Here is a 23,674-nt window from a genome sequence, read left to right as displayed (position 1 = left end):
GCAGGTACAGCGGATGGATGGTCGAAGCGGGCGGTCAGGACCGTTGAAAACTGCACGGTCGTTCGTGCTAATATATCAGGCCCCTGATGCCTACCGAGGAGCTCGAGCATGAAACCCACCGAGGCCGTCGCGAGCACCGTCCTCAATACCGCCGCCCTGGTGTCGGGACGGCTGGCGGGCAAGGGCGCGTTCACCCTGTTCCACATGCCGCTCGCACGCAGCGGGCTGCGGTCCGCCGAGCGCGAGCTGTTCGAGAAGGCCGAGGTCGACCGCGTGGACGTCGGCGGCGGCAAGCAAGCGGTGACCTACCGCTGGGGCGACGGCAGCCGCCCCGTGCTGCTGGTCCACGGCTGGCAGTCGCGCGCCTCCCGGCTGTCCGCCTTCGTCCCGGGTCTGCTCGACCGCGGCCACAGCGTCATCGCCTTCGACGCGCCGGGGCACGGTGACGCGAACGGCCGCGGCACCACGATCCTGGAGTACCGCGACATCGTCTCCGCGCTGCACGACCGGTACGGCGCCTTCGAGTGCCTGATCGCGCACTCCCTCGGGGTGCTGGGGTCGTTCTACGGGCTCAAGCACGGGGTGACGGCGCGGAAGATCGTGACCATCAGCGGCGTCTGCGACTTCGACTACCTGGTCGAGGAGTTCTGCACCGAGCTCAAGGTGCGCGACCGGCTCAAGGCGCGGCTGCACGACGAGATCCGGACGAACCTCTTCCCCGACCTGCCTCCCGCCGAGGTGCCCTTCTCCATCACGGACGTCACGGGGATCGTGCGCTCGCCGATGCTGGTGATCCACGACGAGGACGACACCCGGATCCGGGTGACGCAGGGCCGCCGGCTGGCCGGGGCCTTCGGCGACCGGGCGCGGCTGGTCGTCACGAACGGCCTCGGTCACCGCCGGATCCTCGGCGACCCGGAGGTCGTACGGACCGTGCTGGACTTCATCGCCCAGGACCCGCGCCCGGCCGACGGGGCGGACCCCCGCGCGGTCGCGCTGGACTGAGTCGTTCCGGTTTCGCGCACGCTAACCGCACGAACGTCCGCTCATTGGTTATGATTGCTGTCGCCTCAACGGAACCGAGAAGTCCGGTGCCAGGAGAGTAGGTGCACATGGGCGTGGCAGGGACGCAGGCCGACGGCCGGATCGCGCGCGGCAACCAGACCCGGCAGATGATCCTCAGACGTGCGGTGGACATCGCCTCCGTGGAGGGCCTGGCGGCGCTGTCCATGGGACAACTGGCGAGCGACCTCAAACTGAGCAAGAGCGGCGTGTTCGCGCTGTTCGGCTCCAAGGAGGACCTCCAGCTCGCCACCATCCGCACGGCGATCACCGTGTATCTGGAGCATGTGGTCCAGCCGGCCCGTGACCTGCCCGCGGGCATCGGCCGGCTGTGGCGCCTGTGCACGGGGTGGCTCGCATACTCCCGCGAGCGGGTCTTCCCCGGCGGCTGCTTCTTCTACTCGGTCTCCGCCGAGTACGACGCCCGCGAGGGCAAGGTCCACGACACGCTCGCCTCGGCGCGCGCCAACTGGGTCTCGTACATGGAGCAGACCGCGCGCGAGGCCCAGCTGGCGGGCGAGCTGGCGGCCGACGCGGACGTCCCGCAGCTCGTCTTCGAGCTGGTGGCGCTGCTGGAGATGGCGAACGCCGAGTCCGTCCTGCACAACGACTTCGCGTGCTACGACAAAGCGGCCACCGCCGTGCTCAACCGCCTGCGCGCGGTGGCCACCGACCCGGCGCTGCTGCCCGACGCCCCCTGACGCGCCGCGCCGCACGCCCGGAACCGTGCGGCGGCGGCCCGTTCACCCGAGCGGGCCGCCGGGCCGCCGTCACGCGCCGATCGCGTGCACACCGCCGTCCACGTGCACGATCTCCCCCGTCGTCCGGGGGAACCAGTCGGAGAGCAGGGCGGCGACGGCGCGGGCCGCCGGTTCCGGGTCGGAGACGTCCCAGCCGAGGGGGGCCCGGGTCTCCCAGACCTCCCGGAACGTCTCGAACCCGGGGATGTGCCTGGCCGCCATCGTCTTCACCGGCCCCGCGGCCACCAGGTTGCAGCGGATGCCGCGCGGCCCGAGGTCGCGGGCGACGTAGCGGGAGGTGGCCTCGAGTGCCGCCTTGGCCACGCCCATCCAGTCGTACGCCGGCCAGGCCGTGCTCGCGTCGAAGTCGAGACCCACGATCGCTCCGCCGCGCTCCTCCATGAGCGGCAGGCACGCCACGGCGAGCGCCTTGAGGGAGTACGCCGAGACCTCGACGGCGGTCGCGACGGAGCCCCAGCCGGTGGCCAGGAAGTTGCCGCCCAGGGCGTCCTGCGGGGCGAAGGCGATGGAGTGCACGACGCCGTCGAGGCGCGCCTGCGCCCCCACCTGCTCCCGGATCCGGTCGGCGAGGCTCTCCAGGTGCGCCCGGTCCTGGACGTCGAGCTCGACGAGCGGGGCCGGGCGCGGCAGCCGCCTGGCGACGCGCTCGACGAGGCCGAGCCTGCCGTATCCGGTGAGGACCACCTCGGCGCCCTGTTCCTGGGCGATCCGGGCGGTGTGGAAGGCGATCGAGGACTCCATGAGGACGCCGGTGACCAGAACGCGCTTGCCCGCGAGAAGGCCGCTCATCGTGCCGCCACCTCGCTCCTGCGCTCGGCGGGGGCGGCAGCGCGGGCTCGGACGTCGGCACGGGCCGCCGGGGCCTGGGCATCGGCGGGGCCGGGGGCTCGTGCGACGGCTGGGTCGGGGGCTTCGCCGGCGGCCGGGTCCTCGCCCGTGACGAACCGGGCGATCTCGTCGACGACCCGGGGGGCTCCGAGGATCAGCCGGTGCCCGAGCCTGCGGGTGACGACCAGGCGCGCCCGTCCGCCGAGGGCCCCGGCGATGCGCTCCGCCTGCTCCGCGCCCACCGCCTCGTCGTTCTCGTCGTGGACGACGAGGAGCGGGACGGGCAGACGCGAGGCGAGGTGGAGGACGGAGAAGCGGGTCCACATGTCCTCGCCGGGGTAGAGGTCCCGCTCCAGACGGTGGCGCAGCTCGTTCTCCCGGTGCGGCTCCAGTCCCAGGTGGGCGCAGAAGGAGTCGACCAGATAGCCGAAGTCGGGCACGGAGCTGATCGCCACCATCCGTTCGCCGCGCACCCCCCCGGACAACGACAGGAGGGAGGCCAGCACGCCGAAGGAGTGGCCCACCACGGCCACGAAGTCCCCGTGCGAGCGGTGCAGTCGGTCGATGACGGCGCGGTACTCGAGGAGGGTCGTGGTGTCGCCCTCGGACTCGCCGTGTCCCGGCGCGTCGAAGGACACCGGGCTGTGGCCGAGTTCGACGAGCCGGGTGACGAGCTTGGCGTAGCGCGAAGCGCGCGACTCCCAGCCGTGCACGAGCAGCACCGGGCGCTCGCCGTCGCCCCAGGAATACGTGACGACCGTCCTGCCGTCGACGTCCAGCTCGCCGGTGCGCGCGCTGTCGATGACCGCCCGCTCGTCGGGGCGGGGCCTGCTGCGCCCCTGGGGCCGCCGGAAGAGGTCGAACAACCGCTCCCCCTCGGCACTCCGGACCGGGTCCACGGCCTCCGTCGCGGGATCCATGGCAGTGCCTCCAGATCGTTTCGGAGCGAGATAGTAGCACGATCGTTCGCTCATATTTAGGAGCAGTCTTGCGTACGGGTCTAGAAAAGTAAACGCACGGTCGTGCTAATGTGCGAAGGTCAGCACTCCCGCTTGGAGGACGCCATGACGCTCTCGCACCCCGCCCCCCGCCCCCCTCGGACCGCGGCGGACCGGCAGCCCGGCCCGAACCAGTGGTTCAAGGACCATCTGAACGCGGTGATCGACGCCGAACTCCTGAAGGACTGGCCCCCGCAGCCGGCCGGCGCGGCGCGGCCCGGGAAGGAGGACCGGCCATGACCGACGTGGAAGGCAGAAGCGGTGCCGGGCCCGGGATGCGCCTCGGCGTCGCGGTCGCCTCCGGCATGCTCAAGGGCGTCTACGGCCACGGCGTGCTGTCCGCCTTCGAGGAGCGCGGCCTGCGCGCCGACGTGTACGGCACGGCCTCGTCCTCGGGGCTCTCCGGCGGCCTCGCCGCGACGGGCCGGGCCCGAGGGGTCGGCGTGGACTACTGGCTGGGCGCCGCCGCGGCCTCCGTCGACAAGGGCATGAGCACCGTCGTCCTCGACAGCATCGCGGAGTACGGCCCCGGCCTGCGCGAAGGACTGTTCCGGCCCGGCGCCCCGGAGTTCCTGCTGGCCACCAGCAAGGTCACCGACGCTGCCGCCGCCGAGACCACACAGGGTCCCGGCGCGAAGGCCCTGGGCCGGCAGCTGTTGCGCGACGTCTTCACCGGGAACCGCGACTGGGTGGAGCGCAACCTCGCCCCCGTCGTCTTCTCCACGCACGCCGAGCCCGGCGACGGCCGGCCGCGCCTGACTCCGGAGAACTACGACGCCGTCGCCTACGCCTCGACGCGCATGCTGCACGCCTGGTCGGTCCCCGCCGAGGTCGACGGAGAGGCGTACGTGGACGCCTCGTACACCTGCTCCTGCCCGGCGCGTGAGGTCGCCGCCCGGGGCGTGGACGTGCTGATCGCGATCGGCTCCGACCCGTTCCCGCTCTTCCGCGACCTCTACGCCTCCGAGGAGATCGTCGACGGCTCCGGGCTGGACGGGGCCCGGGTCCTCGTCGTCAAGCCGGACCGGGATCTCAAGGAGCTGGGCGTGGACTACGCCGCGGCGACCGCCGAGGGGCTCGCCGAGGCGTACGGGACCGGTCTCGCCGCCGGGCACCGCTTCGTGGACGGACACCCCGAGCTGGCCGGCGCGCACGGTGCCCGACGGGAGGGCGTCGCATGACCCACGTCGTCACCGAGCAGTGCGTGCACTGCAAGTACGCCGAGTGCGTCACCTACTGTCCGGTCGCCTGCTTCCGCGAGGCCGGCGCGTTCCTCGTGATCGACCCCGAGGAGTGCATCGACTGCGGCAACTGCGTGGAGGCCTGCCCGGCCGACGCGATCTACCCGGAGGACGAGCTGCCGCCCGAGCTGGCGCCGGCTCTCGAGTGGAACGCCCGGCTCGCTCCCCGGCTGCCCCTGGCCACGACGGACGTGGTGCCGCTCGCCGGCCCGGACGAGTGGCTCGGACGGCCGGACAAGTGGCACACGCTCCCGGAGGAGGAGGCTCCCCGCGCCACCTGCTCCTGACCGGACCCGCACCTGCTCCCGCTCCGGGACCTCCTGCCGGCGCTCGCGGTGCGGCGGCCCCGAACCCCGGCGGCCCGTTCCGCCCACCACGAAGGGGGCGGCCGAGTTCCGGCCGCCCCCTTCGCCGTGCCCGCCGGCCGCCCCGGCTCAGGCCGCGGCGGCCTCCCGTTTCGCGCGCGCCGCCCTGATGCCCTCGCGGCGGTCGGTGAAGGAGGTCGCCTTCTCGTCCAGCTGGGCGACGAACCGGGCGAGTTCCTCCCGTGCCGCCTCCCCCGGCGCGCCGAGGCCGTCCCGCTCGAAGACCCGCAGCTTGCGCAGGACGGGCATGACGACGCTGTCGTGGTGGAGGCGCAGGTCGTAGATGCCGGCGATGGCGATCTCCGCCGACTTGCGGCCGAAGTCCCTGATCGTGGAGCCCGGCATCTCGAACCCGACGACGACGTCCCGGACCGCCCGCATGGCCGTGTCGGGCGCGAGTTCGAACGCGGCCTCGACCAGGTTGCGGTAGAAGACCATGTGCAGGTTCTCGTCCGCGGCGATCCGCGCGAGCAGCGCGTCACAGCGCGGATCCGTGCTCGCCTGCCCGGTGTTGCGGTGCGAGATGCGCGTGGCCAGCTCCTGGAACGCGGCGTACGCGATGGCGTGCAGCGCGCTGAAGCCGTCGGGGCGGTCGTAGCCGCCCGACATGTGCGTCATCCGGGCTCGTTCCAGGGCCCTGGGGTCGACGGCCCGGGTGACCAGGAGGTAGTCGCGCAGGGCGGTGCCGTGCCTGGCCTCCTCCGCGGTCCAGCGGTCGACCCAGGTGCCCCACGCGCCGTCCTTGCCGAACTCGGCCACCGCGAAGTGGTAGCCGGGCAGGTTGTCCTCGGTCAGGAGATTGACCACCAGGGACGTGCGGGCCACTTCGGGCAGCGTGGCCTCCTCGTCGCTCCACGGCTGCCCGTCGAGCGGGCCGTCGAACGTACGGCCCTCGCTCCACGGGATGTACTCGTGCGGGAACCACTCCTTGGCGACGGCCAGGTGACGGTGGAGGTTGCTCTCCACCACCGGTTGCAGTTCCGCGAGCAGGGAGTGCTCGGCTCGCGCGACCGTGCGGTCGGATCGATCGATGGGGGGCATCGTGCTCTCTTCTTCACAATGTCGCGGGAGCCGTCGACCCCCGCCGGGCCTGACGGTCACGTGTTCGGCGCGAACCGGGACCGGATCGCGGGCGCCGTGACGGCGGCCGCCACGGCCCCGATGCCGCAGGCGAGGAACACCTGGAGATAGCCCTCGTCGTCGAGGACGTCGAAGCGCGCGAGGATCGCCGCGAGGACGGCGATGCCGAGGGCGCCGCCGATCTGCCGGGTCGTCATGAGCAGACCCGTGCCGGAGGCGAAGCGCTGCGGCGGCAGCGAGGCCGTGGCCGCGTTGGAGATCGCGGTCAGGGCCGCGCCGATGCCGATGCCGGCGACGATGCCGAGGGGCAGCCAGACCGCCGCGTACTGCTTCTCCGGGCCGAGGAGGAGGTACATCGCGACACACGAGGCGCCGAAGAGCGCGGAACCGATGGCGACGGCGGCCCACTGGGCGGCCGGACCGACCCGGCGCCCCACGATCGTCGCCCCGATCGCGGCGGCGAAGGCGCCCGGCGTCACCGCGAGACCGGCCTTCAGCTCGGAGTAGCCCCACACCGCGTTGAGGAACAGCAGGGAGCTGAGCAGATAGGAGTACATCGCCGCGCCGAAGAGCACCGAGGTCGCGTTGGTGGCCGCGAAGGCACGGCTGCGCCACAGGTCGAGTTCGAGGGCGGGCGCGGCGTGCCGCCGGGAGAGCAGCAGGGCCAGCCCGAGCACCAGGACGCCGCCGATCAGCAGGCCGAGTACGCGTCCGCTGCCCCAGCCCCACTCGGTGCCCTGGGTCACGCCGAAGACGACTCCGCCGACGCCCAGCGCCAGGGCGAGGGTGCCGACGGGGTCGGGCAGCCTGCGCCCGCTCGGCGCGTCGGTGGTGAGCCTGGCCGCTCCGGCCAGGATGGCGAGCCCGATCGGCAGGTTGATCAGGAAGACGCTGCGCCAGCCCCAGACGTCCACCAGCAGTCCGCCGAGGCTCGGGCCCACGGCGGCGGCCATGCTGCCGACCGCGCCCCAGACGCCGACGGCCACCTGCCGGCGGGCCGGGGGCGTGTGCTGGAGCACCAGTCCGAGCGCCGAGGGGATGAGTCCCGCGGCTCCCACTCCCTGCAGCGCACGGGCGGCGATCAGCATCGGCACGCCCGCCGCGAGCCCGCTCAGCAGTGAGGCCACGATGAACACGGCCGTGGACCACAGGAACAGCTTCTTGCGGCCGATGACGTCGGCGACCCGGCCGGCCACGGCGAGCAGCGCCGCGAAGACGACGGTGTACGAGGTGACGACCCAGGTCAGCTGGGACAGCGAGGCGTCGGGGAAGTCGACGCGCAGGTCCGCGAAGGCGATGTTCACGACCGTGGTGTCGAGCACCGCGAGGAAGGTGGCGCCCGAGGCGACGAGGAGGGCGAGCTTGGCCGTGGCCGCGGCGGACTGCTGCGCCTGCCCGGCGTCCTCCGGCTGCTTGGTTCTGGCCGGACCGGTGTCCGACGAGTGGGGTGAGGCGGTCGTCATGCGAGGTGGTCCCTTCGTCTGATGCGCCGCCGTCGCCCGTCCGCAGCGGCCGCACCCGCCCCGTAAAACTAAACGATCGTGCGTTCAGTTAAAAGAGGGGCCCGACCGATTAGGGCACGGGGAAGCCGTCCGTCCTCCCGGCGGGCGCCCTCTCGCCCGGCGCCGTGCGGCGGCTCGAGGACGTCCGCAAGCAGGACCGGACGCGTTTCGCCGCGCCTGTCACGAATCATCCACATCGCTGCGTCCGGCTTCCCTCGGCATATGCGCCGGACGCCCCCTGCGGGAATTGGCCGGAAAGCACTCCCGGTTGCGGGTGCCGACCCGGGACCGGCGCGATCCGAAGCGCGCGCCGCCGGCGGGCGGGGGCGCGGAGGGCGGGGCGACGGGGACCGGTGCGGCCGCGGTCGCCCGCCGCCGCCGTGGACCGGACCGACGGCGCACCGGCGCCCCGGACCCGTCTCATGCCCCCACGGCCACACCGGTCAGGCTCAGGCCGCCGGCAGCGCGCTCCTGGATCAGGCCGCGCCCCCGCACCCCGCGTGCCAGGGCGTCGTTGAGGTGGGCCCCGGCGGTGCCGGGTTCCGACGGGGCCTTCGCCAGTTCCCGCAGGGCGTCCACGGCCGCGTCCAGTTCGAGGACCAGCTCCGTCAGCACCTCCGCGACCGCCGACGCGTTCGAGCTGAGGATGTCGGTCCACAGGTCGGCGTCGCCCGCGGCGATCCGGGTGGCGTCCCGCAACCCCTGGCCGGCCAGCCGCAGATGGGACTCGTCGCCGTGCAGCAGCCGGGCCGCGAGGAGGCTCGCGACCAGGTGCGGGGTGTGCGAGACCAGGGCCACCGCCCGGTCGTGCTGGTCGGGTTCCATGACGACGGGCCGTGCCCCGCACAGTTCGGCGAGTTCACGCGCCCGGACCACGGCCCGGTCGCCGGCGCTGCCGGCCGGGGTGAGCACCCAGGGCCTGCCCCGGAAGAGGTCGGCCCGCGCCGCGAGCGGGCCGGACTGCTCCCGGCCCGCCATCGGGTGGCCGCCCACGAACCGGGTCAGGTCGCAGCCCAGCCGCGCCGCCTCCTCCAGCGGCCGCACCTTCACGCTCGACACGTCGGTGAAGTCCTGGGCCAGCCCTCGCGCCTGCTGCTCGTGCAGACACGCGGCGACATGCTGCGGCGGTACGGCGATGACGGCCAGGTCGACCGGTGCGCGGGGCGCCCCCACCACGCCGGCGCCCAGGTCGGCCGCGGTCCGCGCGGCGTCCGGGTCGGCGTCGAGGAGGTGGGGGGTGATGCCCCGGGCCCGCAGGGCCAGCGCGATCGACGTGCCGATCAGCCCGGTTCCGACCACCGCGGCACTGCGCATCAGCGGCTGCGCCACAGCACGGGGAGGAACTCGGGGTCGCTGTAGTCCGGCGTCCCCTCGGGCGTCTTGCGCACCACGACGTCGTGGTTGTAGGTGACGTCCGTGCCGTCGGAGCGGCGGAAGGGACGGTAGCGGTTCTCGCCGTCCTGGAGGTGGAAGGAGATCGCACGGCGCGGGCGGTCGCTCACGTTGGCGCCGCTGCCGTGGTACGTGCGGCAGTGGTGGAAGCTGACGTGGCCCTTCGGGATCATCATCGGGACCTTGCGCACCTCGACGCCGTTGTACGCGGCGTTCTCGTCCAGCATCTGGTCGAGTTCGCTGCGGTCGCGCTCGGCGAAGTGCAGGGACGTCTCGTCGTTGGCGGCCGTCTCCTTCCACCGGTGGCTGCCGTCCACCATCGTGATCGTGCCCATCTCCTCGCCGCAGTCGTGGAAGGGGATGAACGCGGTCAGCATCCGCTCGGAGGTGGAGGTGGCCCAGTAGTGCCGGTCGAAGTGCCAGGGCACGATGTTGGACTGCTCACCGGCGACCGGCGGCTTGTAGATCAGGGTGGACTGGAAGACCCGTATCTCCTCGGCCTCGGTGAGCCGGGCGGCCACCGCGCCGAGCAGCGGCTTGCGCAGGATGCGGCCGATCGTGTCGTCCTCGTAGTGGATGTAGTCGTTGTGCCGCTGCACGGGGCCGTGCCCGGGCTCCCAGTAGGCGAGCTTGGGCGGGCGCACCGGCAGGGTGCGGTCGCGGTGTCCCGCGTAGAAGCGCTCGCTGGCCGACTCCAGGAGGTCGACCTCCTCGTCGGTGAAGATCTTCTTGGACAGGTACCAGCCGTGCTCGGCGTAGAAGTGGACTTCCTCGTCGGTGGGCAGGAGCGCGCGCTCCTGCTCGGTCAGCGTGAACGGTGCGGTGTCCTGATCAGTCATGGTCTTCCTCGAGTGCTGCGGTTGCGGACGGTGGAGAGGTGCAGGCACGAAGGACGCCGGCCGCGGCGTCAGGCCGGCGCCTTCTCGCGGGCCACGGCCTCGTAGAGGGCCTTGATGTTGCCGCTGCCGAAGGTGCGGGCGCCGTGCCGGTCGATGACCTCCCAGAAGAAGGTCTTCCGTACGTGCATGGACTGGGTGAAGATCTGGAAGACCTGCCCCCAGTGGTCCTGGTCGACCAGGACGTTGGTGCGGCGCAGGTCGTCGACGCGCAGGTCGGGCTCGCCCATGCGCTCGGTCAGCTCGTCGTAGTAGGCGCCGGGCGTGTCCAGGAACGTGACGCCGCGGGCCTCCATCGCCGGGACGGCGGTGACGATGTCGTCGGTGAGCAGGGCGAGGTGCTGCACGCCGGCACCGCCGTGGCGGGCCAGGAAGGCGTCGATCTGGCCGGGCTTGCGGTCGGTCACGGGCTCGATGAGCGTGAAGGTGACCTTGCCGGACGGGCTCTGCACCACCTTGGAGTCCATGGCCTGCTCGCCGACCTCGATGAACTCCTCGAAGATCTGGCTGAAGCCGAAGACCTTCTCGTAGAAGGCGACCGTCGACCGCAGGTCTCCGGCGGGCAGGCAGATCGCCGCGTGGTCGACGGTGTGGAGCAGCTGCTCGCTCTCGTCGGGGTCGGCGGCGAAGATGTCCATCGTCCCGGGCAGGAAGTCGGCGCGGTCGCCGGCGCGCTGCACGAAACGGTGCGCGACGTCTCCGAAGCCGAGCACGGAGGCGGTGACGACCTCGGCTCCGCCGCGGCTGTGCACGACGGGCCGCTCCACCGGGGTCGCCCCCCGCTCGACGGCCGTCTCGAACGCCTCGACGGCGTCGGTGACCTCGAAGGCGATGGTGGCCACGCCGTCGCCGTGCTGGGACACGTACGCCGCCGCCGGGTGGTCGGGGGTCAGCGCGGACGTGAGCACGATGTCGATGCCGCCCTGGCTCAGCAGCAGGGAGCGGCTGTCCGGCCGGCCCGTCTCGGGGCCGGCCTGGCCGCGCAGCCGGAAGCCGAACGCGGTGCAGAGGTAGAACGCGGACTGCTGGGCGTCGCCGACGTGGAACTCGACGTGGTCCACGGCTCCGATGTTCACTTGTGGTCTCCCTCGTGGTGTCGCTTGCTGCGGGTGCTGGCCGTGCCGAAGAGCAGGCTGACGTTGTGGCCGCCGAAGGCGAACGAGTTGGAGATGGCAGCCTGGACGGGCACGCGCCGGGCCTCGCCCCGCACGTGGTCGAGGTCGCAGGCCGGGTCGACGTCGGTGAGGTTGTGGGTGGGCGGCAGCGCGCCGCGCGCGATGGCGAGGGCGCAGACGGCCGCTTCCACGGCGCCGGAGCCGCCGAGCAGATGGCCGGTCATCGACTTGGTGCTGCTGACGGCCGGGGAGCGGTCCCCGAACACGGCGTGCACGGCCCTCGTCTCGGCGACGTCGCCCAGCTTGGTGGCCGTGCCGTGGGCGTTGATGTAGCCGACGTCGTCGGGCGTCAGCCCGCCGGTCCGCAGCGCCCCGCGCATGGCCTGCGCGGCGCCCTCGCCGTCCGGGCGCGGCGCGGTCGGCTTGAAGGCGTCGGTGGTGGAGCCCCAGCCGAGGAGGTCGGCGTAGCCCGCCGCGCCGCGGGCGTCCGCGTGGTCGGCGCGCTCGATCACCAGCACCCCGGCGCCCTCCGCGAGGACGAAGCCGTTGCGGCGGCGGTCGAAGGGGCGGCTGGCCGCCTCGGGGTCGTCGTCCCAGCCGCTGGCCAGCGCCCGGGCGTGCGCGAACGCCAGCGCGGACGTCGCGTTGAGCGGGGCCTCGGCTCCGCCGCAGACGACCACGTCGGCCTCGCCGTACCGGATCAGCCGGGCGGCCTCCGCCACGGCGTGGGCGCCGGCGGCGCAGGCCGTGGAGACGGCCGAACTCCAGCCCCGGATGCCGTGCTTGATGGCGATGCGGGCGGCCGCCATGTTCGGCAGCATGCCGGGCAGCAGGTAGGGGCTGACCGCCGTCGGGCCGCGCCCGACCCGCTCGTGGGCCTGTGCCTCGTACGTGGTCAGACCGCCGGCGCCGCTGGAGACGACGACCGCGACCCGCTCCGGGTCGGCGTTCTCGCCCACCACGAGCCCCGCGTCGGCGAGGGCGTCGTCGGCGGCGGCCAGCGCCATCAGGGCGAAGCGGTCGACGAGCCGGCCCTCGCTGGGCGGCAGCACCTCCCGCGCCTCGATGTCCGGGGCGATGCCGGCGGTGCCCACGGTGCCGTCGAGCAGATGTCCCTCCGGCGGTCGCCGCAGGCCCGACTTGCCGTGGCACAGGGCGTCGAAGGTGTCGGCGGCGCCGCGGCCGAGCGGGGTGAAGGTGCCGAGGCCGGTGATGACGGCGCCGGGAAGCGCGGCGGTCATGCGGCCACCTGCTTCGCGGAGGACTCCCGGCCGAGCAGTTCGCCGTCGAGGAACCGCTGGCGCAGCAGGAACTTGCGCACCTTGCCGGTGGCGCCGAGCGGGATGCGGTCCGGGCTGACGACGACCACGCGGTCGACGGTCTCGGCCACCCGCGGATCCAGCGCGGCGAGCACCTGCGCCGTGCGGTCGGCCTCCTGGTCGGCCTCCGGGTCCAGCATCAGCAGCACCGACGTGACGACCCGGCCCTCGCTCGGCACGGCGACGACGGTGCACTCCAGCACGTCGGCGCAGTCCGCCAGCACCCGCTCCTCGCAGAGCATGGTGTAGAGGCGGTGGCCGTCGCCGAGGTCCACCGCGTCCACGGCACGGTCGACGTGGTAGTAGTAGCCGTCCTCGTCGCGGTAGACGAGGTCGCCGGTGAGGAAGTAGCCGTCCCGGCGGGTGCGGTAGGTGGTCACCGAGTCGTTCCAGTAGCCCAGCGACAGCGTGGGCGCGCTGATGGCGAGCTGGCCGACCTCGCCGACGCCGAGCCGCTCGCCCTCGTCGTCGACGACCGCCACGTCGGAGAAGGCGTGCGGCTTGCCGATGCAGCGGCCGTAGCGGCTGGTGTCGGGGGTGTGGGTGATGTGGAACTGGGAGTGCCCCATCTCCGAGGAGCCGAGGCCGTCCACGAAGAACGAGCCGCGGGTTTGCACCCGTCCCTGCGCGGTGACGGACTCGCGCGTGCCGGTGGCGATGAGCTTGCGGATGTGCGCCTCGTGCGCGCAGTCCCCGGTGTTCCACCAGGTGCGCACCGAGTCCATGGCACGGCGGGACAGGTCCTCGCCCGCGAGCTCGGACCAGGTGGCGGCGAAGCCGAGGACGCTGGCCGGCTGCCAGGACTCGATGGCGTCGAGCACCGCGGACCCGGTCTGCCGGGACATCACGGCCAGCTGTGCCCGGTTGGTCAGGGCGAGGTTGACGGCGATGACCGTGGCCGCGTGCGCCGAGGGCAGGGCGCCCAGCATGCGGTCCAGGCCCTGGCCCTTGGGCAGCGAGAGCCGGTGGCGGATGGCCGCGAACAGACTGTGGTGGGAGTGGATCACGGCCTTGGGCAGGCCGGTCGTCCCGGAGGAGTGGGTGATGACCACGGGCTCGTTGCCGTGGTGCCGGTAGGGCCTGGGGGCCTCGTCGGGGTCGCCCTTGCCGAGGTCGGCGGGGTCCGCGAGCAGCGGCGTGGTGTTGCTGGCCGAGGACAGCGCGTCCCAGTGCGGCACGTCGGCGACGACCCCGACGGCACGCAGCCGCCTGATGTACTCGGCCGCCTGCTCGGCGGGCACCCTGCCGTTGACGAGCGCGGGGATCGCGCCCAGGCGGACCAGCGCCAGGTAGCCGAGGACCTGGTCGGCGCCGTCCGTCACCCAGACGGCGACCGCGTCGCGGGGCCTGACCCCGAGGGAGTGCAGCACCGAGGCCCGGGCGGCGACGCGCTCGCCGAGCTGCGCCAGGGTCAGGGCCTGCCAGGCCGGGTGGCCGTCCACCTCGGTGTCGAAGGTCAGGGTCGGAGTGTCGAGGCGGGTGCCCCGCTCGATCAGTGTGGTCAGCACGTTGCCCACGCCCAGCCGTTGATCGGCCGCGAGTTCCGCGCGCTCGTTCTTCGGGTTCATTCCCGGGGTCCCTCTTTCGGGCCTTGTGTCTCGTCTTCGCGTACGGCTGCGCCGTCACGGTTGTCTCGTACGGCCGCGCCGGTCACGGCTCCTCGTCCCCGGCCGCGCCGGTCGGGCCCCGGTGCACGGTTCGCCCGTCACGGCCTTCGGGTACGGCTCGGTCGCGGGGCGGCCGTTTCGCGTACGGCTTCGCTCCGCGCCCCTCCCGCCCGGCGCCGGGGCGCCCGGGCCGGGAGGGTGCGCGCGTGTCAGGCCGTCGCCGGCCGCGGGGTCACCTGGTCGCGGCGGCGGAGGAGGCGCGGTCGACGATCTCCTTGACGAGACCGGAGACGGTCAGCAGCGCGACGGTCTCCATCTCGTCCTCCTCGAACTTCACTCCGTACGTGTCCTCGACCTGGATGGCGATCTCGGCGACCGAGAGCGACTCGAGGTCCAGGCCGGCCGGGCCGAGCGGGGTGTCGCCGGTGACGTCGGACACGTCGTAGTTCATGTTCTTCAGCGCCTCGATGATGAACTTCTCGACTTCAGCGGACATTTGATTGACTCCTGCTTCATGGATGGGCGCCCGGGTCTGGACCCGGACACGGTGACGGTGCTGTGGTGCACCACGGACGGGAACGAGCGCCGGCTGGCGCGCGCCCTGCTGCTGCGGAACGCGGCCGGAATGCTCGGCGTCCCGGAGTCCGGGGTCTGGGTGGAGCACGAACCCGGCGGCCGCCCGTATCTCGGCGGGGCCGGAGCAGGTGTGCGGGTGAGCGTGGCCCACACGCGGGGAGCGGTGGCGATCGCCCTGACCGGCGGAGTTCCGGTGGGCGTCGACGTCGAGAGGGTGCGGCGGCTGCGCGCCGAGTCGATGGCCCGGGCGTGGCTTCATCCCGCGGAGGCGGCCTGGATCGGCGGGCTGCCCGAGCCGGAACGCTCCGTCGCCTTCCTGTGGTTGTGGACGCAGAAGGAGGCGGTCGGCAAGGCGCTGGGCCGCGGACTGCGCGGCGGCGGCATGAGCCGTCGTATGCCGGTCGAGGAGTGCTGGCCGCCGGGTCCGGGCGCCCGGGCTCCGCGCCCGCTGCCCGACGACGGCGGTCTCGCGTCCTGCGCGGTCCTGGTGGACGACGGCCGCCATGTCGTCGGCGTCGCGCTGTGCGGTGACGCCGCGGGCGGTTCAGGCGAGGGCGGTGTCCGCGTTCAGGTGCACCGGGTCACCGGAGCCCCGGCCTGAGTCGTCCGGCGCGGCGGCGGACCGCACGGCGGCGCGCAGGATCTCTGCGTTGCGCACGGGCTTGCCGGTGACGGTACGGGGGATGTCGGGCAGGTCGTGCAGCGTGCGGGGGCGCTTGTACGGCGCGAGGCGCGCCGCGAGCCGGGCGGGGAGGCCGTCGAAGGCCGCCCGGTCCGTGACAGTCACGAAGGCCTCGATGCCGGTGCCCTGCACGACGACGGCGTCGGTGACCCCGGGCATGGCGGTGAGGGCCTCCTCGACCTCGGCGAGGTCGACCTTGAGGCCGCCGATGGAGACCTGCGAGTCCATCCTGCCGTGGACGGTGAGCAGGCCGGTGGCCTCGTCGATGCTGCCGGCGTCCTTGGTGCGCAGCCAGCCGTCGACGAAGCGGGTCGGGTCGCTCGGGCCCACGTACGGGGTGGCCGGGAGGCCGAGCAGGATCTGTCCGTCGTCGACGCGCACCCTCATGCCGGGCGCGGGCGTCAGACCGGGGCGGGTGGATCCGGTGAGGTCGGTGGCGATGACGCCGACCTCGGTCATGCCGTACATGACGCCCAGGTCGGCGCGGTAGTTGCGGGTGAACCGCTCCCAGACGTCCGTCCTGACCAGTTCGCCGCCGACGATCATGCGGCGCAGCTGGGGAAGGCGGGGCGGGGTCTGGGGCGCGGTGAGGAGCGCCGCCTGCGAGGGGACGCCGAGGACGGTGGTGGGCTCGTCGCCGGCCGCGACGGCCTTGAGGATGCCGTCGACCGTCTGGGTGCCGGGCAGGACGACCTCGGATCCGGAGGCGAGTCCGTGCAGCAGTCCGCCGATCAGGCCGAGGACGTGGACGACCGAGGCGAGCACGACGGTGCGTTCGCCCCGGCGGGGGAAGCCGTCGAGCCGGGAGTAGCGGTCGAGTTCCTCCAGGAGGCTGCCGACCGTGCGGCCGATCACCTTGGAGGGGCCGGTCGAGCCGGAGCTGAGCTGGAGCAGCGCGTGCGGCGAGGCGGCCGGGCGGCCGCCGTGCAGGGGGGTGATGCGGGTGGTCAGTTCGAAGTATCCGCGCAGCCGGCCGGTGGCCTCCTCGACGGGTTCGACGACCAGTTGCGGAGTGAGCCGCGCGATGGCCTTGCCGACCTCGTAGGTCGTCAGCCGGTGGTCCAGGAGCGCGACCTGGGCGCCCGTGCGCCACCCGGCGAGCATGGCGACGATGCAGGCGAGGGAAGGGGGTATCCGCACGGCGAGCGTGCCGCCCGGCACGAGTCCGGCGGCCCGCAGACGTTCCTGCTCCTCGGCGACGAGCCGGCGCAGCTCCGCCAGGCTCACGGGCCTGCCCAGGTGGAGGGCGGTTCTGCGACTGTCCCCCTCGAGCAGTATGTCGTCGATCCAGGCGCCTTCACTGCAAACGGTCCTTTTCGGTACCGCTTCCCCCACTGAAATCCCCACCCATCGAAAAACCGATACGGTCCTGCCGCCGTACTCACCCCGTGGCAGCAGATTCATCGTTGCTCACTACCTGCGAGTAAGCAAGTAAAGGCGATGAAGTGTTGCACGTCACCATATGACCTGCGGAGTTGTTCTCGAGCATGCCGAATACCCCCATTCATTTCCCGAGGGGCAGATGAATGGGGGTGACCCGAGGGTCAAAGAGATTTCACCGCCGGGTAACCCCCGACGGGCCGAAAAGCGGAACCCGAGGCACCCCCATAAGGGCCATGACCTCCTCGAACTCCTCCGTGAGCGTCCGGAGGACGGCGGACGCGCCGACGCTTCCGGAATGTGCGAGTCCCCACAGAACGGGACGCCCCACAAAAACGAAATCGGCGCCCAGGCAGAGCGCCTTCGCGATATCGGCACCGTGCCGTACCGCACCGTCCAAGATCACGGGACAGCGCCCCGCGACGATCTCGGAAATTTCCGGGAGCGCTTCCACCGCAGGTTGCGCAAAATCGAGCTGCCGCCCTCCGTGATTGGACACGACAATGCCGTCGACCCCGTGCTTCACGGCCAGCTCGGCATCCTCCGCGGTCAGCAGGCCCTTCAGCACGAGGGGGAGACTGGTGCGCTCGCGCAGCCAGGCCAGGTCCTCCCAGGTGATGGTGGCGTCGAACTGCTCCCGGGAATGGCGTGCCACGGCGGACTCCCGCGAAGCGCCGACGTGGGAGGCCGACATGACGGAGGGGTCGACGTTCACCGCGCGGACGCCCTCCGGTATCGCGAAGCCGTTGCGCGCGTCGCGCGGACGGCGGGCGACTCTCGGCGCGTCGACCGTCAGGACCAGCGCACGGTACCCGGCGGCCTCCGCCCGCCGGACCAGGGCGATCATCGGCTCGCGCCGTTTGAGCCAGTAGAGCTGGAGCCACAGGGGCCCCGTCGCCTCGGCGGCGATGTCCTCCAGGGTGCGGCTCGCGAACATGCTGACGGTGAACAGCACGCCCGCCTCGCCGGCGGCGCGCGCGGTGGCCACCTCGCCGTCGGGGTGGGCGAGCCGGTGGTAGGCCATGGGCGCGATGCCCAGCGGCGCCGCGAGGTCCGCGCCCAGCACCGAGGCGCCGGGGTCGCAGTCCGACACGTCGACGAGGCAGCGGGGCCGCAGCCGGAGCCGGTCGAGGGCCTCGCGGCCGGCCGACAGCATCGACTCGGTCCCGCTCCCGCCTGCCAGGAAGTCCCACACCGGACCCGGCAGCCGCTTCCTCGCGGCCGCCTCGTACTCGTGAAGCGCCATCGGCACCACTGCGAACACCCCCGTGTTCTCGCTCGCTCTCGCGCGCTCTGCCGTGCTTCCCAACTAACCGCACGGGCGTACACTAACCGAACTCTCCCACATGTCCGCACGGTCGTCCACATACTCCGGTATCCGGCCGACCGGGAACGGCGGACGACCTCGACGGGAGGTGACTAGGAGGTGTCCCTTGGCAGGGACAGGCACGGACGGACGGATCGAACGCGGCAACCAGACCCGGCGGGCGATCCTCCACAAAGCCGTCAGGATCGCGTCGGTGGAGGGCCTCGAAGGCCTGTCGCTCGGCCGCCTCGCGGGCGAGCTCTCCCTCAGCAAGAGCGGGGTGTTCGCCCTGTTCGGGTCGAAGGAGGAGCTGCAACTCGCCACCGTGCGCGCCGCCGTCAAGGTCTTCATCGAGCGCGTCGTGCAGCCGACCCGCGACCTGCCCGCCGGCCTCGGCCGGCTGCGGTGCCTGTGCGGCAACTGGCTCCTCTACTCGGAACAGCGCGTCTTCCCCGGCGGATGCTTCTTCTACTCGGTCTCGGCGGAGTACGACGCCCGCCAGGGCAAGGTGCACGACGCCGTGGCGAGCGCGCACGGCAACTGGTTCACCCTCGTCGAGCAGACCATCGACGAGGCCAAGGAGGCGGGCGAGATCCGCCCGGCCACGGACTCGGCCCAGCTCGCCTTCGAGCTCGTCGCCCTCCTGGAAATGGCCAACGCCGAATCCGTACTGCACGGAAACTTCACCTGCTACCGCAGGGCCGCCGACGGCATCATCAGCCGGCTGCGCGACGCCGCGACCGACCCGTCGCTGCTGCCCGACACCCTTGAACCGCCCGTGACCACAGTGCTCGCGGGCCCGGACCGGAGGCACCATGCCATTTGATCCGCAGTTGCAGACCCTGTACGACCGTCGCGCGGCGCAGGGCGTGCGCCCGCTGTACACGATGACGCTGGAGGAGGCGAGAGCCGCCGACCTCGCCGCCATCCAGGCCGGGGCCGGCACGCCCGAGCCGGTGGACCAGGTGCTGGACCTCACCGTCGACGGCCCCGGCGGCCCGCTGCCGGTGCGCGTCTACCGTCCGGCTGGCCAGGGGCCGTTGCCCGTGCTCGTCTACTTCTTCGGCGGCGGCTGGACCCTGGGCTCCCTGGACACCGGCGACGCGCTCTGCCGCAGCCTCGCCAACTCCGTCGGCTGTCTCACCGTCGCCGTCGGCTACCGCCTGGCGCCCGAGCACAAGTTCCCCGCCGCTCCCGAGGACTGCTTCGCGGGCGTCCGGTGGGCCGCCGAGCACGCCGCGGAGTTCGGCGGGGACACGAGCCGGCTGGCCGTCGCCGGCGACAGCGCCGGCGGCAACCTCGCCGCGGCCGTGACGCTCATGGCCCGTGACGCGGGCGGCCCCGGCATCCTGACCCAGCTGCTCGTCTACCCGAACACCGACTACCTGGCGGACACCCCGTCACGGCGGGAGAACACCGACCCGCTGCTCTTCAACGACAAGTCGGTGCACTGGTACTGGGACAACTACCTCGCCGCCCCCGAGGACGGCGCCCACCCCCTCGCCTCCCCGCTGCGCGCCCCCGACCACTCCGGGCTGCCGCCCGCGCTGGTGATCACCGCCGAGTACGACCCGCTGCGCGACGAGGGCGAGAGCTACGCCCGGCGGCTGCGGGAGAGCGGGGTGCCCGCCGAGTCGACCCGCTACCCGGGCATGGCGCACGGCTTCTTCACCATGTCCGGCACGCTGGACGCGGCCCGCCGGGCCGTGGAGCAGGCCGCCGCCCACCTGCGCACCGCCTTCGCCGACGCCGCCACGAAGGGCTGAGCCGTGACGGACACCACCGCCATCCCGGCGCTCGCCCTCCAGGACCTGCACGCCTCGCTCACCGACCCGGTGCTCGACGCGATGAACTTCCTCAACGAGGTCGTCGCCCGCTTCCCCGAAGCCCTGTCCTTCGCGCCCGGCAGGCCGTCCGAGGGCGCGTTCGAGACCGACGACCTCGCCCGCCACCTGCGCTCGTACACCGACCACCTGGAACACGCGCGCGGCTGGTCGAAGGACCGGGTCCGCACCCACCTCTTCCAGTACGGGCGCACCAACGGCATCATCCACGAGCTGATCGCCCGCACCCTGGCCAACGACGAGCAGATCCACGTGCCGCCGGAGTCGATCGTCGTGACGACCGGCTGCCAGGAAGCCATGCTGCTCACCCTGCGGGCGCTGTTCGCCGGCCCCGAGGACACGCTCCTGGTCAGCTCCCCCTGCTACGTCGGCATCACCGGCGCCGCCCGGCTGCTCGACATCGCGACCCACCCGGTGCCGGAGGGCGCCGACGGCCCCGACCCCGAGGCCTTCCTGGCCGCCGCGCGCGGGCTGCGCCGGGCGGGCAGGCGGCCGCGCGCGCTGTACGTGGTCCCGGACTTCGCCAACCCGTCGGGCACCAGCATGAGCGTCGCCGCGCGGCAGCGGCTGCTGGAGGTCGCGGCGGAGGAGGATCTGCTCGTCCTGGAGGACGATCCCTACGGGTTCTTCGTCCGGTCCGGCTCCGCACGCCCCACGCTGAAGTCGCTGGACCGCGAGCGACGGGTGCTGCACCTGGGCTCGTTCGCCAAGACCGCGCTGCCCGGCGCGCGCGTCGGCTACGTCGTCGCCGACCAGGAGGTCGTCGGCCCGGCCGGACGGCGTTCGCTGCTCGCCGACGAGCTCTCCAAGATCAAGAGCATGACGACGGTCAACACCTCGGCCGTCGCCCAGGCCGTCATCGGCGGACTGCTCGTGGAGTGCGACTGCCGGCTGCGCGAGGCCAACGCCGGGGCCATCGCCCACTACGCCACCAACCTGGCCACCCTGCTGGGCGAGCTGGAGCGTCACTTCCCGCCGGAGCGGCGCCGTGAGCTGGGCCTGAGCTGGAACGAGCCCACGGGAGGCTTCTTCCTCGTCGTCGACGTCCCGTTCGTCGCCGACGCCAAGGCCCTGGAGGACTCCGCCCGCGCCTTCGGTGTGCTGTGGACGCCGATGAGCGACTTCTACCCGGACGGCGGCGGTGAGCGGCGTCTGCGGCTGTCCTGCAGCGCGCTGACCGCCGATCAGATCGTGGAGGGCGTGCGGCGGCTGGCCGACTTCATCGAGTCCCGGGCGGCGGAGCCGGCCGAACGCCTCTGACCTGGCGATCGACGACCGAGGGCCCGGCCGCCGACAGCGGCCGGGCCCTTCTTTTCGAGCCACACCCTTAAAACTAAACGCACGGTCGTGCTAATGTCCCGGCTCGGACCATCACTCGCGAAAGGGCCCGCATGGATATCCGGAAGCTCGACCGGACGGCTGTGCTGGAGACCGTACGCCTCGTGCAGCAGGCCGGCCCCGGGGACTGGGACCTGCCGACTCCGTGCACCGGCTGGACGCTCCACCAGCTCGTGTCCCACATGGCGGGCCAGCACCACGGGTTCGCGGCGGCCGCGGCCGGGAGCGGCGACGACCCGACCGCCTGGCATCCGGCCGCGCTCGGCGAGGACCCGTCGACGACGTACCGGGCCGCGGCCTGGACCGCCATCGACGCCTTCGCCCAGCACGGCGTGCTCACCCGGGAGTTCGCCCTCCCGGAGATCAGCACCGCCCGGCGGTTCCCCGCCTCGGTCGCGATCGGGTTCCACTTCCTGGACTACGTCGTCCACGGCTGGGACGTGGCCCGCACCCTCGGCCTGCCCCTGGACCTCGACGAGGAAGTCGCCGACGCCGCCGTCGCGTTCGCCCTGCGCGTGCCGGACGACGAACGCCGGCTGGTGCCCGACCCCCTCTTCCGTCCCGCCCTTCCCACGACGCCCGGCGCGAGCTCGCTCGACCTCGTCCTCACGTCGCTCGGCCGGTCGCCGGAATGGTCAGCGGCGACGGTCCAGTAGCCGCGGCCCGGACACACCCTCCAGCCCGACACGCACAGGGAGACACCTTGCTCACCGACCTCAAGCAGCATGTCGCACGGCGTCTCGGTCTGACGCAGGCGGAGGTGTTCGCCGGGCAGCCGCTGTCGGCGGTCCTCGTCGCCTCGCCGAGCGCGATCAACTCCATCGACCTGCTGGACGCGTTCGCGGGCGCGCTCGCGGACACCGGCTTCGACGAGGACGTCGAACTGCCGACGATGACCCTCGACCACACCGCGGAGGACGTCCTCCAGGCCCTCGCCAGGCAGCTCGCGCCCAGCTCCTCCTGAACGGACGACTCCCCCGCCCCTCCCGGCCGGAAGGCGAGACACATGCTGATCATGACCGACATCGTCAAGGAGCTCCGCTCCGGGGCCACCATCACCGACGTGCTGCGCGTCCAGCAGAGCTACCACGAGCAGCGCCGCTGGTCGTCCGACGAGCTGTTCGACGGCCGCCGCCTGACGCGTCCGGGCGAGAGCGACAAAGCCGCCCTGTGGCACGCCGCCCGCGCCGAGCTGACCACCCAGCCGGCCGGCATCCGGCTCGCCGTGGACGGCGTCAAACTGGCCAACGAGATCCGCGAGTCCAACCCGCTGGGCAGTGACGTCCTGCACATCGCCGCCGCCTGGTCGGCCCGCTACTGGCTGGAGGAGGAGGCCCACCACGAGGTCGCCTTCGGGCGCCTGATGGAGATGGCGGGCATCGACGCCATCGACACGGAGGAGGTCGTCGAGCACCGCGGGGCCTTCCCCACCGACAACTACGCCCGCGTCTGCATCCTCCAGGCGTGCGTGGAGATCGAGGCCTGCGTGTCGTACCAGCACGCGGCGCGCACCAGCGAGGACGAGCTGGTGCACGACGTCTTCCACACGATCATGAAGGACGAGGTGCAGCACCGGCAGTACTTCGCCTCCTTCGCCAAGGCCCTGGTGGAGTCCGGGGTCTACCCCGTCAAGGACGTCCTGTCGATGGCGTACACCTGGATCCGCCCCGACGGCGGCGAGACGTTCGGCTCGGCGCGCGAGGCCCAGACCGAGCGCCAGGGCTTCGTCAACTGGTGGGAGCGGATCCGGACCGAGGACGAGTTCGCCCTCGGCGAGGACGCGCTGCACGAGGGGTCGGTGCACTCGCGCAAGCTGAGCAGCGTGTTCGCCCTGGTGCGGGAAGTCACCGGCATCGAGACCCGATCCTACGAGGACCTGAAGCGTGCCTACTTCGCCAGCCTCCGCACGAACGATGTCGACCGGATTCGATCTGCAGTGCGTCGCGGAGCTGGCGCGCCGGCCGCACTTGCGGGATAGCGGTGCGGTGTTCACCGCCGGGGAACGGGCGCACTGCCGCTCGCGTCCCGACCCGGACGCGTCCCTGACGGGGCTGCTGTCGGCCAAGGAGGCCTTCATCAAGGCGCTCAGCTCCATGGGCGGGGCGCCTGCGTGCTCCTTCCCGGAGATCGAGGTCGGCCACGGCCCCGCCGGGCAGCCCCGGCTCCGGCTGCACGGGGACGTCGGCCGCTGGTGCCGGGAACGGAACATCGCGGCGGAGCTGTCGATCAGCCACAGCGGCGGCATGGCCGGCGCGGTGGTCGTCCTCCTGGCCGAGCCCCACGCGACGACGGCGCAGGCTGCGACCGCGCACGGGACGACGAGCGGAACGACGACGATCGGGACGACGAGCGGAGGCAACCCTTCATGACCACCGCCACACC

The 23,674-nt window shown here is 72.6% G+C and carries 25 protein-coding genes; 13 read left to right on the top strand and 12 right to left on the bottom strand.

The window, feature by feature from the left end:
- Positions 1-108: 108 nt before the first annotated feature.
- Entirely contained in the window at positions 109-1,005 is an 897-nt protein-coding gene (locus ACZ6KF_RS11545; RefSeq protein ID WP_469238288.1) for an alpha/beta fold hydrolase, read from the top strand.
- A gap of 113 nt (positions 1,006-1,118) precedes the next feature.
- Positions 1,119-1,763, top strand: a complete 645-nt coding sequence (locus ACZ6KF_RS11540; protein WP_469174851.1) for a TetR/AcrR family transcriptional regulator — start codon at positions 1,119-1,121, stop codon at positions 1,761-1,763.
- A 69-nt stretch (positions 1,764-1,832) separates the two neighbouring features.
- On the opposite strand, the gene fabI is transcribed toward ACZ6KF_RS11540, so the two are convergent.
- Both fabI and ACZ6KF_RS11530 read right to left on the bottom strand, forming a co-directional pair.
- A complete protein-coding gene (gene fabI, locus ACZ6KF_RS11535; protein WP_356633719.1) occupies positions 1,833-2,612 on the bottom strand; it encodes an enoyl-ACP reductase FabI in 780 nt (259 codons plus the stop codon).
- Positions 2,609-3,571, bottom strand: a complete 963-nt coding sequence (locus tag ACZ6KF_RS11530; protein WP_469157710.1) for an alpha/beta hydrolase — start codon at positions 3,569-3,571, stop codon at positions 2,609-2,611. The genes fabI and ACZ6KF_RS11530 overlap by 4 nt, the downstream gene beginning before the upstream one ends.
- A 144-nt stretch (positions 3,572-3,715) precedes the next feature.
- Between ACZ6KF_RS11530 and ACZ6KF_RS11525 the strand changes: the two genes are divergently transcribed.
- From ACZ6KF_RS11525 to ACZ6KF_RS11515, 3 genes are read left to right on the top strand one after another with little or no spacing between them, the layout of a single operon-like run.
- Positions 3,716-3,889 (top strand): hypothetical protein, encoded by a 174-nt coding sequence (locus ACZ6KF_RS11525; protein ID WP_356633723.1) that lies wholly within the window; start codon positions 3,716-3,718, stop codon positions 3,887-3,889.
- Positions 3,886-4,830: a patatin-like phospholipase domain-containing protein gene (locus ACZ6KF_RS11520; protein ID WP_356633725.1), complete on the top strand. Its 945-nt coding sequence runs from the start codon at positions 3,886-3,888 to the stop codon at positions 4,828-4,830. Before ACZ6KF_RS11525 ends, ACZ6KF_RS11520 begins: the two co-directional genes overlap by 4 nt.
- Positions 4,827-5,177, top strand: coding sequence for an indolepyruvate ferredoxin oxidoreductase subunit alpha (locus tag ACZ6KF_RS11515; RefSeq protein ID WP_356633727.1), 351 nt, complete (start codon positions 4,827-4,829; stop codon positions 5,175-5,177). Before ACZ6KF_RS11520 ends, ACZ6KF_RS11515 begins: the two co-directional genes overlap by 4 nt.
- A 147-nt stretch (positions 5,178-5,324) precedes the next feature.
- Here ACZ6KF_RS11515 and ACZ6KF_RS11510 read toward each other — a convergent pair whose 3' ends face one another.
- The 8 genes from ACZ6KF_RS11510 to ACZ6KF_RS11475 all read right to left on the bottom strand — a co-directional run bounded on the left by ACZ6KF_RS11510 (position 5,325) and on the right by ACZ6KF_RS11475 (position 14,662).
- Positions 5,325-6,296 (bottom strand): acyl-ACP desaturase, encoded by a 972-nt coding sequence (locus ACZ6KF_RS11510; protein WP_356633729.1) that lies wholly within the window; start codon positions 6,294-6,296, stop codon positions 5,325-5,327.
- 56 nt (positions 6,297-6,352) lie between these two features.
- Positions 6,353-7,798 carry a DHA2 family efflux MFS transporter permease subunit gene (locus tag ACZ6KF_RS11505; protein WP_469157714.1) on the bottom strand — a complete coding sequence of 482 codons (1,446 nt, stop codon included), beginning with the start codon at positions 7,796-7,798 and terminating at the stop codon, positions 6,353-6,355.
- Positions 7,799-8,257: 459 nt separating this feature from the next.
- Positions 8,258-9,151: a prephenate dehydrogenase gene (locus ACZ6KF_RS11500; protein ID WP_356633733.1), complete on the bottom strand. Its 894-nt coding sequence runs from the start codon at positions 9,149-9,151 to the stop codon at positions 8,258-8,260.
- Positions 9,151-10,068 carry a phytanoyl-CoA dioxygenase family protein gene (locus ACZ6KF_RS11495; RefSeq protein ID WP_469238285.1) on the bottom strand — a complete coding sequence of 306 codons (918 nt, stop codon included), beginning with the start codon at positions 10,066-10,068 and terminating at the stop codon, positions 9,151-9,153. Before ACZ6KF_RS11495 ends, ACZ6KF_RS11500 begins: the two co-directional genes overlap by 1 nt.
- Before the next feature lie 68 nt (positions 10,069-10,136).
- Entirely contained in the window at positions 10,137-11,201 is a 1,065-nt protein-coding gene (hppD, locus tag ACZ6KF_RS11490) for a 4-hydroxyphenylpyruvate dioxygenase (protein ID WP_469157716.1), read from the bottom strand.
- Positions 11,198-12,481 (bottom strand): beta-ketoacyl-[acyl-carrier-protein] synthase family protein, encoded by a 1,284-nt coding sequence (locus ACZ6KF_RS11485; RefSeq protein WP_356633739.1) that lies wholly within the window; start codon positions 12,479-12,481, stop codon positions 11,198-11,200. The genes hppD and ACZ6KF_RS11485 overlap by 4 nt, the downstream gene beginning before the upstream one ends.
- Positions 12,478-14,127 carry a class I adenylate-forming enzyme family protein gene (locus tag ACZ6KF_RS11480; RefSeq protein ID WP_469238283.1) on the bottom strand — a complete coding sequence of 550 codons (1,650 nt, stop codon included), beginning with the start codon at positions 14,125-14,127 and terminating at the stop codon, positions 12,478-12,480. Before ACZ6KF_RS11480 ends, ACZ6KF_RS11485 begins: the two co-directional genes overlap by 4 nt.
- Before the next feature lie 271 nt (positions 14,128-14,398).
- Positions 14,399-14,662, bottom strand: coding sequence for a phosphopantetheine-binding protein (locus ACZ6KF_RS11475; protein ID WP_356633743.1), 264 nt, complete (start codon positions 14,660-14,662; stop codon positions 14,399-14,401).
- An 18-nt stretch (positions 14,663-14,680) separates the two neighbouring features.
- Between ACZ6KF_RS11475 and ACZ6KF_RS11470 the strand changes: the two genes are divergently transcribed.
- Positions 14,681-15,343 (top strand): 4'-phosphopantetheinyl transferase family protein, encoded by a 663-nt coding sequence (locus ACZ6KF_RS11470; protein WP_356633745.1) that lies wholly within the window; start codon positions 14,681-14,683, stop codon positions 15,341-15,343.
- Here the strand turns inward: ACZ6KF_RS11470 and ACZ6KF_RS11465 are convergent.
- A complete protein-coding gene (locus ACZ6KF_RS11465; RefSeq protein ID WP_469238281.1) occupies positions 15,287-16,759 on the bottom strand; it encodes a class I adenylate-forming enzyme family protein in 1,473 nt (490 codons plus the stop codon). The genes ACZ6KF_RS11470 and ACZ6KF_RS11465 overlap by 57 nt on opposite strands.
- Positions 16,760-16,979: 220 nt before the next feature.
- Positions 16,980-18,050, bottom strand: a complete 1,071-nt coding sequence (locus tag ACZ6KF_RS11460; protein ID WP_469238279.1) for an alpha-hydroxy acid oxidase — start codon at positions 18,048-18,050, stop codon at positions 16,980-16,982.
- A gap of 187 nt (positions 18,051-18,237) precedes the next feature.
- On the opposite strand from ACZ6KF_RS11460, the gene ACZ6KF_RS11455 reads away from it, so the two are divergent.
- From ACZ6KF_RS11455 to ACZ6KF_RS11425, 7 genes are all read left to right on the top strand, one after another.
- Positions 18,238-18,936, top strand: a complete 699-nt coding sequence (locus ACZ6KF_RS11455) for a TetR/AcrR family transcriptional regulator (protein ID WP_469238277.1) — start codon at positions 18,238-18,240, stop codon at positions 18,934-18,936.
- Positions 18,926-19,876, top strand: a complete 951-nt coding sequence (locus ACZ6KF_RS11450) for an alpha/beta hydrolase (RefSeq protein WP_469238275.1) — start codon at positions 18,926-18,928, stop codon at positions 19,874-19,876. The genes ACZ6KF_RS11455 and ACZ6KF_RS11450 overlap by 11 nt, the downstream gene beginning before the upstream one ends.
- A 3-nt stretch (positions 19,877-19,879) precedes the next feature.
- Positions 19,880-21,214 (top strand): aminotransferase-like domain-containing protein, encoded by a 1,335-nt coding sequence (locus ACZ6KF_RS11445; protein ID WP_469238273.1) that lies wholly within the window; start codon positions 19,880-19,882, stop codon positions 21,212-21,214.
- Positions 21,215-21,345: 131 nt separating this feature from the next.
- Positions 21,346-21,948 (top strand): TIGR03086 family metal-binding protein, encoded by a 603-nt coding sequence (locus ACZ6KF_RS11440; RefSeq protein WP_356633757.1) that lies wholly within the window; start codon positions 21,346-21,348, stop codon positions 21,946-21,948.
- Between the two features lie 47 nt (positions 21,949-21,995).
- A complete protein-coding gene (locus tag ACZ6KF_RS11435) occupies positions 21,996-22,256 on the top strand; it encodes a hypothetical protein (protein WP_469238271.1) in 261 nt (86 codons plus the stop codon).
- Between the two features lie 42 nt (positions 22,257-22,298).
- A complete protein-coding gene (locus tag ACZ6KF_RS11430) occupies positions 22,299-23,270 on the top strand; it encodes a ferritin-like domain-containing protein (protein ID WP_469238256.1) in 972 nt (323 codons plus the stop codon).
- On the top strand, positions 23,206-23,661 hold the full coding sequence (locus tag ACZ6KF_RS11425) for a holo-ACP synthase (RefSeq protein WP_469238226.1): 456 nt from the start codon (positions 23,206-23,208) through the stop codon (positions 23,659-23,661). Before ACZ6KF_RS11430 ends, ACZ6KF_RS11425 begins: the two co-directional genes overlap by 65 nt.
- Positions 23,662-23,674: the final 13 nt, after the last annotated feature.

Source organism: Streptomyces sp. NPDC046379, assembly GCF_055587785.1.
Note: the sequence above shows the minus strand (reverse complement) of the source record. Positions and strands in the feature narration are given on the sequence as shown.